This is a genomic window from Bacteroidota bacterium, from assembly GCA_039821555.1.
In the GTDB taxonomy this organism is placed as follows: Bacteria; Bacteroidota; Rhodothermia; order Rhodothermales; family Rubricoccaceae; genus JBCBEX01.
The window spans coordinates 20,393-31,031 of the sequence record JBCBNX010000032.1; the positions used below are offsets into that span (position 1 = coordinate 20,393).

Sequence of the window (10,639 nt, forward strand, 5' to 3'; positions counted from 1 at the left end):
CTGTGGGCGCTACGAACAGGCGTGTGCGTGACACGGCCACACCGCTTCACAGCCGCACGGCCTCACTCCTTCGCGTCGCCGGGGAAGTCGAGCCGGTCGAGGCCAGAGTCGAGGGCCGACTCCTCGATGTCGTCGTGGGCGGGGGGCGCGTTGGGGTCGGCGGCCAGCGCGGCCTCCTCCAGTTCCGCGTCGGTGAACTGCACGGCGTTCAGCACCTCGCGGGCTTCGTCGAGGCGGGACGGGGGCACCATCACGAAGACGTGCGCCATGTCGCCCACGTTGAGGTTGAAGGCGTGGTCGCGCTTCGTCAGCACCACGGCCGGGACGCCCGCGTCGTCGAGCCGGTCGCGGACCAGGTCGGCCTCGTAGTCGGTGGACGAGCGGTAGGCGACGGTCCAGCCTTCGATGTTCGGGTTGAGGTCGGGCATCGGTCGGGGGAGTGACGTGCGAAGGAGATGCGTACCCTAAGCTACGTGCCCCGCCTCTGCTTCGCCTACGCTGCGCCCGATGGCGCTTCGAGGCGTGCGAGGTCCGCGTCGACTTCCATCTCGGACTCTTCGACGATGCCCGCGTCGCCAACGAGCGCTCGCCGACGCCGCTGCATCGCCACCACGACGGCCACGAAGAGACCGAAGCTCACGAGCGCACCGTACCACGGCATCGTGGCGTCTTCGAGGGCCGCGACCTGCGAGTCAGGATTGCGCTTGGCATAGTCCATCAGCAGCACAGCCAGCCCGTTGTTGATCAGGTGCAGCACCACGCCCGTCCAGAGGCTCCCCGTCGCCCAGACGGCGAAGGCAAGGTAGGCGCCCAGGAAGCTCAGCGGTAACGCCTGCGTGAGGCGCATGTGGTAGAGGCCGAACACGACGCCCACAATCAGGATCGTTGCCAGGATCGGGACGCGCCGTTCGAGTTGGCGCTGCATGTAGCCGCGGAAGAGGTACTCCTCGCACAGCGCGGGCGTGAGCGCCACGAGCACGAGCGCGAGGCCAATCGAGATGTCGAGGTTGCCGAGCAGCCCCTCGATCATCTCCATCTGGCTCTGGTCGAAGTCGCGGATGGTCTGCGGGAGCGGGAGCGCGTTGTTGAGCTCGGCGAGCCACGTGTTGAACGGCAGCAGCACGAAGAGACCTACGACGGCGAGCAGCAGACCGGGCGTGTCGGCGCGGCGGACGTAGGCGAACTGCGCCCGCTGCCGCGTGTGGAGCATCACGAACAGGAACACGAGCAGCCCGAAGCCGAGGTACTGCCCGATGGCGTTGCCGATGAGCAGCAGGTCGGCCCGCTCGGTGAGTTGCGTCATCACCTCGGCCACGTCTGGAGCCGCGCCGCTTTGCGCGTCGGACACCGCGCCGGGGATCACCATCGCCGCGACGGCCAGGGCACCAATGAGCTGGTAGATGAAAAACGCCACCACCGGCACGAGGATGGCGAGCAGCACCGGGTGAAAGTCCTGCCGCTCCAGCCAGCCCGTGAGCCGCACCGGCTTGGCCCACGCCCAAGGGTCACGCACCACCGCGGTCGGCTTGGTGAATCCGCGCGGGTCCGGCCGGTCGGCCAGCATGCCGCGCTTGCCGAGGAGGTCGGCCTCCGAACGCGCTCCGGGGAGTGGGGCGGGCGCGGAGCCAGAGAGCGGCGAAGAAGTCGGCGAATCGCTCATGGAGTCGGAGTCGGTGGACGGAGGAGCGGGCAAGTTCAGGCATCCAGGCAAGCGCCGTGCCTTACGTGGTCACGGGGTCGTTTGTCCCTCGTCCGTTGTCAATGCTTGGCGGTTGAATCGGATCTACTGGACCGCTGAACCGGATCTACTGGACTGCAGCGGCCTGTTTCTCAGACCAGTTCCACTTCGGTGCTGCCCAGTTCGAGGTGCTCGATCACGTCGAGCCAGTCGCCCTGGAAGACCTCGACGGGCACGCCGCCGAGAGCATCCGACAGGTCAGCGGGACTGTTCTTGCCCGGCACGTTGTCGAGGAACAGCCCCTCGAAGTTGACGCTGTCGGGCGGGAGCAGGACGAGGTCGCCAATCTCCCCCGCGTCGGCGAGCGGCTTCAGAGTTTTGTGGAACGACTTGTAGTTGAGCAGCCCGCTCACTGTCACCGAATCGCCGAAGAGGCGGTTGTGGCACTCCACGACCTGCACGTCGAGGTTGTCGACCTGGCGCAAGACGGGTGCGATGCGGTCGCGCATCAGATCGGCGGTGAGGGTGCCCGTCACGAGCGTCAGGCGGCGCGGCACCGGGAGGACGCCCGGGAGGTCCTCGGCCTGGAACGCCAACTCGTTGAGGAAGTCCCGGCTCATCCCGACGCCGTTCTCCATGAGCGGGTAGCCGTCGTAGCTGTCCTCCTGCGGGAAGTCGAGCCCGCCGAGGATGTAGACCTCGTCGGAGAGGTAGACGAACCCGCGTCCGATGGTGTCGCGGAAGAAGGCCTGCCAGCGCTCCGTGAGGCGGACGAGTTGCTGCGCCTCGGTTGGCGTCACGAGGCGGAGGTCGGTGAGTTCGCGGCGGTGGCGCGTCAGGCCGACCGGCACGATGGACACCGAGAAGAGCTGCTCGTGGAATTCGTAGAGGTCGAGAATCGTCTGGACGAGCGCGCCTGCGTCGTTGAAGCCGGGCACGAGCACGATCTGCGCGTGCATCTCGATGCCGTGCTCGTGGAAGTAGCGCAGCTTCTCCATGAGCCGGTCGCGCTGCGTGCGGTGGCCCATCATCCGGCTGCGGATGGCATCGTCGGTGCAGTGGACGGAGATGTAGAGCGGGCTTAGGCGCTGCTCGACGATGCGGGCGAGGTTGCGCTCGCGGAGGTTGGTGACGGTGATGTAGTTGCCGTAGAGGAACGACATCCGGAAGTCGCCGTCACGGAAGTAGAGCGTGTCCCGGAGGCCGACGGGGTTCTGGTCGACGAAGCAAAAGACGCAGTCGTCGCCGCAGGTCTTGATGCGGAACTCCTCGAAGGTCGCGCCGAAGGGCTCGTCGGGGTCTTTGGTGACGTGCTGCTGGTCGAGCGTGCCGTCGAGGCGCACCTTGAGCGTGAGCGCCTCCTCGCCACCCGTGCGGAAGCGGAAGTCGAGTTCGTCCTCGATGCTCTGGCCGTCCACGGCGAGCACCTGGTCGCCCGGCCCCCAGCCGAGTTCGTCAGCGAGGCTCCCGGGATCGACGGCGGCGACCTGGATCGGCATGGTAGGAAGTCAGAAGTTGGAAGGCAGAAGTTTGTCTCTTCTATCTCCAGAGGCACACGTCTATCCTCAGAGGCACACGCGGCGCGGAGACCTTTGGCAAACTTTTCCGAGCAGGCGACCAACGCGAGGCACCGAAGCAGGTTCACGAAGAGTGCTCCACAAGGGTGGGTTCACGGACAATCTGCACCGGCCGCGCCTTGTTTCGGCGCAGCAGCGTGCTATCTTGCGTGTCCTTGCGCCCGTAGCTCAGCTGGATAGAGCGTTGGATTCCGGTTCCAAAGGTCGGAGGTTCGAATCCTCTCGGGCGTACACAAATGCGACACCCAAGCTCAGATTACACAGAGACTTGGATGTCGCGTTTTATTTACCGGGTACGCGCTTAGGTACAGGTTTTTCGTTCTACCCTTCCTTTGGGAGCTTCACAGCGATGTGCGAGGCGATCGCTTCGAGCTTAGCGGTGCCGTTGGCTTCTTCCAGCTTCTTTGTTGCCTTGTAGTTGGTGTCAAGTGCGTCCACGCGGGTAGAGTAAGGCCGGTAGCTTCGAGTCCACGCTTCGAGCATGCGACAGGGGTACTTGGCGCAGTCATGGTAGAGTGAAGCTGTCGGTTGCGCGGCCTCTATGTGGTCAGACGCTGTACAGCGTAGGCATGTCCTACACACGTAGAGGTAGGCTTGAGCACTAAATCCAGAACAAGCAACGCGCCTTTTTGCTCGTCACAAACGCCTGCGGCAGTCAATATCACGGAATTACGTGAGGGCGAAGGTATTCAGCCAACTACGTAGTTGTGTTCGTTGTCTTTTCCTCGCGGAGCGATATGTGCCTGTAGGTCTTCGCACACTGAATCAATCTCCGGCAGCAGCCATGAATACATTCAGCCATAGCCTTGCCCGTATAGCAGTCTGGAACCTTGCCGGGTACGGAGGCATCGACCCGGACAGTGAGCGAGCATTGAATCAAGCCGAGGGTCTGGCGCTGCTTGACGCAGAACTCGTGACGCTCGTGGAGGTCAACCCGCTGAGTCACATCGACCGGCTCGTTCAACTCCTACACGAGAAGTATGGGATTCAGTACGAGCAAGCCATCGTCAAGCAACCCAATAGCAACCTACATATTGGGCTGCTCTACAAACCTGGAGTTGATGTCAAGGAGGTTCGACTGCTTCCCGGGACCGAAGGGACGTACGGTAGTGGTCGGCAGGCGCTCCGTGCTGACATCTGCATTGGCAAGTTTCGGGCTGCGCTAATTGGGGTGCATCTGAAGTCCGGTCGTGACCGTCCAGAGCAGCAGTTGCGTGACAGCCAGTGCATTGCCATCGGGCAACACATCGACCAGTTGAGGGCAACACCCGGCCAGAAGCAGAGGACTGTTCTCCTCATGGGCGACTTCAACATGATCCCCGGGCAGGATGTCAGCAACTTCCATCACCTTGGTGGGGACGACGTGATGGACTTCGTGTCGTGCTGGGACCTGCAGGATCGGTTCTCGCACATCCTGAAGCAGGGGCGGGCCAACCTGCTCGATGGCTTCGCAGTCTCAAGGACGTACTCCACGGACTACGTGCGCGGAAGCCTAAGGCTCTTTCCCATGCACTGGACCATGGGCCTCGGTCGCGAAGCGTTCAGAGAGCAGGTCTCCGATCACTTGCCCTTCGTCGCGAGCTTCAGGATCTATTAGTCACGCGCTCTGGGGGAGCGTATCCATAGGGGTGGTGCCACAGCTTCTCAAGTGGTCACACGGTCTATGCCTTGCTCGAACTCGTGGATGGTTCGCTCGATGCGCCTGCGGTACGCAGCTTCGTTGCGCATGCGGTAGTCGAAGTGTGCCCACGTCGCTCGTGACTGCGTGATCTCGCCCTCGGAAATGAGCAGCCGTTTAACGGACTCAGGCAAACGGCTCGCTCCGTGGAACGGTTGGGCGAGCGGGTCTCGCGAATAGAGGCCGTGCTTGAGGCGTGGACTGAAGACACCAGAAAGCGAGCGTCCGCCATGCATTCGACAGCGCCGATGGCCACGCACAGACGGGTTCTTGCAGGGCGAACCCGTGCGCGTCTTGGCCCCGCAACGAGCCTCCGCAGGAAGCGCCGCGATGTTCTCGGCGATGGTAGGCATTAGAGCGGTGGAAGCGTTGTCATGGGGTTGCCCCCGGTGCATGGGGTAACCGAATCGTGTCTCAAGCTGCCTGCCGAAAGTAGGGCGACTCAGCAGACGGATACGCTCGGAAAATGTGATGGTACACCCGCGTCGCGTAGGTGCGCACCTCGTCCACCTCGTAGTGTTCAACAGGCAGGCCCGTATGGTCGTCGTAGAGGAAGTCATAGATCTTTGTCTCGACGGTGTGGCGGGTGGCCTCCTTCGCGCGCCAGTCGTCTAGCGTTGCCAGTTCCTGCTTGATCTCGGCGAGCAGAGACTCCGCGACCTCCTTCAGCCGCGTCCGTTCTTTCTTCGAGAGGTCAGGCTTAGCGAGGAGGTCGAAGAGTGCAAGCGACTCTTCGGTAAGCCCTTCACGGACGGCCCGCTCTTCTTCTTGGTCGAGGTCGCCGACGAAGCGGAGCAGCTCCTCGAAGGTCTGCTCGATGGTGGCGCGGTCCTTCTCGCGGTTGTATGCCTCGATGATCTCCTCGTAGCGCGCCTGAAAGTCCGTGCGTAGCGGGTTCTGCTGCATCATCCGGTCCAGGCGTTTCGCAATGGCGGCCTTGAGGTTTTGCACCGTGGTGTTCTTGTCGCCGCGCTGCTCAAACTCCTTGCGCAGCCGGTCGAAGTCGATGCGGCTGATGTCGTAGAGCTTCGCGGTGTCGGTGCCTTCCCCGATCCGGTCGTCCTCGACGGTGATCGCCTCGTCTACGACGGCCTGGAGCGTGCGCATGATGTCGGAGATGTCCGCTTTCTGCACATCCTCCTGGAGGCTCTTGTACACGAGGTCGAGTGCGTCGCGGTCGGCGCGGTAGGCTTTCGCGGCGTCGATGCCGAAGCAGGCCTTGTACTTCGTGAACACGGCGCGGGCTATGATCTCAAACTGCTTACGCGTGCGGTCGTCGGCATTGACGGCTTCCTTGACGTCCCGCAGCGCCCCGAGGCGCGCGAACCCGGCTTGCGTGGTGATCGCGTCGAGGTCGGTGCCGTGCGCCTCTAGAAAGGCACGTGCGAGGCCGACAGCTTCGGCGAGGTCTTCGAGCAGTTCCTCGTCGGGACGGACGGGATCGACTGGCGGGGGCGGATCGCCGGGGCTACCCCCTCGCCCGTCGTCTTCGTGGCCCGCGTACGTGGCGAGTGCCTGCCGGAGATTCCTGAGGATGCCGCAGTAGTCCACGATGAGGCCGTTGTTCTTGCCTGCGTAGACCCGGTTGGCGCGGGCGATGGCCTGCATGAGCGTGTGCGCCCGCAGCGGCTTGTCGAGGTAGAGTGTGGATAGGCTTGGCACATCGAAGCCGGTGAGCCACATCGCGCAGACGATGGCGACGCGGAACGGGTGGTCGTCGCGTTTGAAGGCGGTCTCCACGTCTAGCCGTTCCGTTCGCTCGTGGCCTGCCTCGTCCGTCTTCTTGACCTCGAAGCCCTCCTTCATCAGCTGTCGGTGCGGTACGATGTCGAGGCCCCACTTGCGGAAGTCGGCGACTTCGCCCTGGTGCTCACTCACGACGACGGCCATCTCGGTCTCGCGCATCCAGGCGAGTTGCCGCGTGGCGTGTTGGGCTTCCTGGTCGTCTTCGATGCGGCGGTGCGCCTTCTCCAGCCTTGCGATGTGCTCGGCCCAGTGCTGCTGGATGAGGTCGTACATCCGCACGCACGTCACCTTGTCGAGGCAGACGAAGAGCGCCTTGCCCGTCTCCCACCCCTTCGCGTAGTGCTGCACGAAGTCGCGCGCGATGGCATCGAGGCGCGTCTCAGCCGTGAGCACGTGGTAGTCGCGGCTCAGTTCGCGCTCCAGACGGCGGGCCACGTCGTCGTCCTCGATCTCGGCCGCTTCGAGCGCAGCGGCGACCTTCTCGTTGAGGTCCGTCGTGGCGAGGCCGAGCTTCTCGCCGCGCGCGTCATAGTAGAGCGGGACCGTGGCGTTGTCCTCGACGGCGCGCTGGAAATCGTACGTGGAGACGTAGGCCCCGAAGATGCGCCGCGTGAGTTCGTCGTCCTTGAAGAGCGGCGTGCCGGTGAAGCCGATGTAGGAGGCCCTCGGCAGCGCCGCGCGCATGTTCTCGGCGAGCATGCCGTACTGCGTGCGGTGCGCCTCGTCAGAGATCACGATCGCGTCGTCGCGCTCGGAGTAGGGCTCCTCGACCTCCTGGTTGAACTTCTGGACGAGCGTGAAGACAACGCGCTTGTGCGTGCGCAGCATCGCTTCGAGGGCCTGCCCGGACTCGGGGCGGCAGGGGTCGCGGTCGTTGTCGGCGAGGCCGCAGCCGTTGAACGTCTGGTAGATCTGCGTGTCGAGGTCCTGCCGGTCGGTGACCACCACGAAGGTGTAGTTGTTGCCGAGCAGGCGGTGCACCATCCGCACAAAGAACACCATCGAGTAGGACTTGCCGGAGCCCTGCGTGTGCCAGAACACGCCGAGCTTGCCGTCGAGACGCTCGCGGTTGCGCACAGCTTCGACGGCGCGGCGCACGCCGAGCACTTGCTGGTTCTGGGCGAGGATCTTGGCGGTGTCGCCGTTGCTGTCGTCGAAGACGATGAAGTGCTCCACGATCTCCAGCAACGCCTTCTTGGCGCACACGCCTTCGAGGAGCGTCTCCATGTCCACGCGCCCGGCCTCGTCCTCGGTCTGGCGTTTCCACTCGCGGAAGAAGCGGTAGGGGCTGCTGAACGCGCCGAGCTTGGCGTCGATGCCGTTGGCGAGCACCACAAGCGCGTTGTGGTGGAAGAGGTGCGGGACGGTGTCCTTGTAGTCGGCGAGGTTGTCCTCGTAGGCCTTGCGGATGTCGTGGTCGGTCCGCTTGAATTCCATAAACACGAGCGGGAGGCCGTTCACGAAGCCAACAAGGTCAGCGCGACGGCGGTAAACCGGGCCTTTGACCCATAGCTCGCGTACGGCGAGAAAGTCGTTGGCGAGCGGGTCGCGGAAGTGAAGCAGCCGCAGGCGCTCTTTGACCTGCGCGCCGTCGGCGTCGCGGTAGACGACCTCCACGCCATCGAGCAGCATCGCGTGCTTGGCGCGGTTGATCTGGAGCGTGGTCTGCGCGGTGCTGGCCTCGGTGACGGCGCGCACAGCATCGTCGTAGACCTCCGCCGGGCGTCCGGGGTTGAGCCGCTCTACGGCCGCGCGGAGGCGGTGCGTGAGAACGACCTCGCGCTCGCTATCGCGCCCGAGCGCCTTGGCTTGGCTCGCGTGATAGGCCTCGGCCCCGAAGACCTCGCCGTAGTGCGCGTGGACGCTCTGCCACCCGTGCACGTGTTCGAGGTAGGCGGCGGCGGTCTGCTGGACGAGGGTGTCCTCGGTGAGCCGGTTCATGCGGGGCGACGGAGGGGGAAACAAGAGGCTACGTACGCACAACGAGGCCAAACGTCCCCAAAGAAGAACACCCCCGCCTGCGTCGTGCAAGCGAGGGTGTTCGAAGCCAGATGTACGAAGCCGCTACCACGCAGGCTTGAGCACAAACGGATTGCTGATGGAGGTCGTACCGAAGGCACGAAGCAATGCGACCTGGTTGTGCTCGTCCAGGTCGCGCTCGGCGATCTCGCGCTGCACGGCGGGCTGTTCGAGGCTTGGGATGCGGACCGCGAAGAACGGCCACAACTCGTCCGAGACGTATTGCTTGTCGAGGTGCGGGAAGTCCACGAGCGGTTTCACCTCGGTCTGCTGGCGAAAGGCATCAGCATAGGCATAGCGCCACTCGCCGCCGTCTTCGAGCCACAGGGTCCCGACCGGCAGCGACCCATAGAGCAGGTCGAAGCGGGCGGATTCATCGCGCGGCGTCAAGACGTGCTCGTGGCCGTCCTGGCGCAGCAGCTTCTTGAGCAGGTTGCGCATGGCTCCCTCTAGGTTGATTGGATGGAGTCGCCGTATCGCTCCAAACGTCGTTCCAGGCAGGCCCGAATGAGGCGTTTCCGCATCGGGCTGAAGAGGTGCAGGAACTCACCGTCGAGCAAAACAGGGAGATCTTCAAGCAATTGAGGCTGGTAAAGATCCTTTAATACGCCGCGCAAGGCGGGATAGGCGTCACGGATCGACCGTATCAACTTGAAGTGGTTGAGGTTCTTTTCGCCGTCCCAGCCTGTCTTCGGCTGCGACTTTTTAACGTACTTACGGAGGTAGCGGTTGCGCTCATCGTCGCTGGAGGCGTGCTCCCAACGATGGATGAGCTTGCTCTCGGAGTCGTTCCAGAAGAGCGCACGGGCGCTGTCGTAGATGGGCGCGAAGTAGGGCGGATGCGCGCCGAGGGCGTGCGTGACGACCCCCCAGTTGTAGTAATGCCGGTCCATATTGCCCACGACGGCGTCGAAGGCGAGCATCCGCACGAATGCATCGAGGATCGTCTCAGCCTCGTCGGGAAAGACAGACCGGACGGCCTCAACTACGAACTGGAAGGTGAACACCTCGCGGGAGGCGTCGGCCTGCTCAACTTCCTCGACGAACGCATCGTCTTCGAGGTAGCCCGCGAAGATCTGCGCACCGTGCACGAGGCTTTGGTTCGGCTTGAGGAAGTAGCGGCTGAAGAAGCGGATCTGCCCGTGCACGTTCATGAGCCGCGAGTCGGCCATGCGAAGACCTAGGCGCTGACCGAGACGCGTGAGGAAGTGCTCGGTGATCGACTCGTTGGGGTACCACTTGTGCCCCACTTTGGCGATGTAGAGCGGCCACGACTGTGGCTTGCCTCGGCGCACACGGCCAGGCTCGTGCTCGTACACACGCACGAAGGCCTTCGGTGCATCTCCTCCGATGGGCTGGTCTACGATCCGGTAGTAGCGATCCCGGAGCGGTGGGATGGTCTTCGCACTGCGGACGGGAAAGCCGGAGGTGTTGAGGAGCGCCTCCGCTTGGAGGCGGCTCATACGGCCACCTCCCCGCTCATCAGGCGCGGCAGCAGCAGGTCGCGCGCCTGCTTCAGCTTCTCAATCTGATCGGCGAGCAACCCTAGTTGCTCCAGAATAGGACTGATGTGTTCGTTGAATGATCGCAGCAAAGAAACAGGCGGAAGCCCGACCTCGAAGGTGAGCAGATGCTTCCAGTTCGCACGGGGCATCTTCGACCCTTCGTTCATGGTCTGCGTTGCCGTGGCGATGAAGAAGTCGCTCGACACGAGAAGCGTCAGGAGAGGTTGATACGCTGAGTCGGAAGCGCGAATGACGACCGTGTCCGACGAGGTGATGCCGCCTGCCCGAGCGAGCACGACTTTATGGTAGTAGGGCCGGATCTTTCCGAAGAGTACGTCACCGGATTGGTAGCGGTATTTAGGGCCTATCCCAAAAGGGGTGCAGGCACCCCGACCGTCTAGCTTGAGGGACTTCTTACCTCTCCCAAGCCCGACAT

The 10,639-nt window shown here is 63.6% G+C and carries 9 protein-coding genes and 1 tRNA gene; 2 read left to right on the plus strand and 8 right to left on the minus strand.

Annotated features, from left to right (window positions below; translation table 11 throughout):
• Positions 1-62 precede the first annotated feature (62 nt).
• From AAFU51_18280 to AAFU51_18290, 3 genes are all read right to left on the minus strand, one after another.
• On the minus strand, positions 63-428 hold the full coding sequence (locus AAFU51_18280) for a hypothetical protein (protein ID MEO1573201.1): 366 nt from the start codon (positions 426-428) through the stop codon (positions 63-65).
• A 65-nt stretch (positions 429-493) separates the two neighbouring features.
• Positions 494-1,660 (minus strand): type II CAAX endopeptidase family protein, encoded by a 1,167-nt coding sequence (locus tag AAFU51_18285; protein ID MEO1573202.1) that lies wholly within the window; start codon positions 1,658-1,660, stop codon positions 494-496.
• 170 nt (positions 1,661-1,830) lie between these two features.
• Positions 1,831-3,177, minus strand: a complete 1,347-nt coding sequence (locus tag AAFU51_18290; protein MEO1573203.1) for a DUF512 domain-containing protein — start codon at positions 3,175-3,177, stop codon at positions 1,831-1,833.
• 235 nt (positions 3,178-3,412) lie between these two features.
• Here AAFU51_18290 and AAFU51_18295 point away from each other — a divergent pair.
• Positions 3,413-3,486, plus strand: a tRNA-Arg gene (locus tag AAFU51_18295).
• A gap of 553 nt (positions 3,487-4,039) precedes the next feature.
• Positions 4,040-4,852: a GMP synthase gene (locus AAFU51_18300; protein MEO1573204.1), complete on the plus strand. Its 813-nt coding sequence runs from the start codon at positions 4,040-4,042 to the stop codon at positions 4,850-4,852.
• Between the two features lie 47 nt (positions 4,853-4,899).
• On the opposite strand, the gene AAFU51_18305 is transcribed toward AAFU51_18300, so the two are convergent.
• The 5 genes from AAFU51_18305 to AAFU51_18325 form a co-directional block, all read right to left on the minus strand.
• The gene (locus tag AAFU51_18305; GenBank protein MEO1573205.1) at positions 4,900-5,328 is read right to left on the minus strand and encodes an HGGxSTG domain-containing protein; all 429 of its coding nucleotides are present in this window, start codon (positions 5,326-5,328) and stop codon (positions 4,900-4,902) included.
• Positions 5,329-5,347: 19 nt separating this feature from the next.
• The gene (locus tag AAFU51_18310) at positions 5,348-8,620 is read right to left on the minus strand and encodes a type I restriction endonuclease subunit R (GenBank protein ID MEO1573206.1); all 3,273 of its coding nucleotides are present in this window, start codon (positions 8,618-8,620) and stop codon (positions 5,348-5,350) included.
• A 123-nt stretch (positions 8,621-8,743) separates the two neighbouring features.
• Positions 8,744-9,139: a HipA N-terminal domain-containing protein gene (locus AAFU51_18315; GenBank protein ID MEO1573207.1), complete on the minus strand. Its 396-nt coding sequence runs from the start codon at positions 9,137-9,139 to the stop codon at positions 8,744-8,746.
• Between the two features lie 8 nt (positions 9,140-9,147).
• Positions 9,148-10,161 carry a HipA domain-containing protein gene (locus tag AAFU51_18320; GenBank protein MEO1573208.1) on the minus strand — a complete coding sequence of 338 codons (1,014 nt, stop codon included), beginning with the start codon at positions 10,159-10,161 and terminating at the stop codon, positions 9,148-9,150.
• The coding region (locus AAFU51_18325; GenBank protein MEO1573209.1) for a restriction endonuclease subunit S at positions 10,158-10,639 on the minus strand (482 nt) is incomplete at its 5' end. The genes AAFU51_18325 and AAFU51_18320, both read right to left, overlap by 4 nt.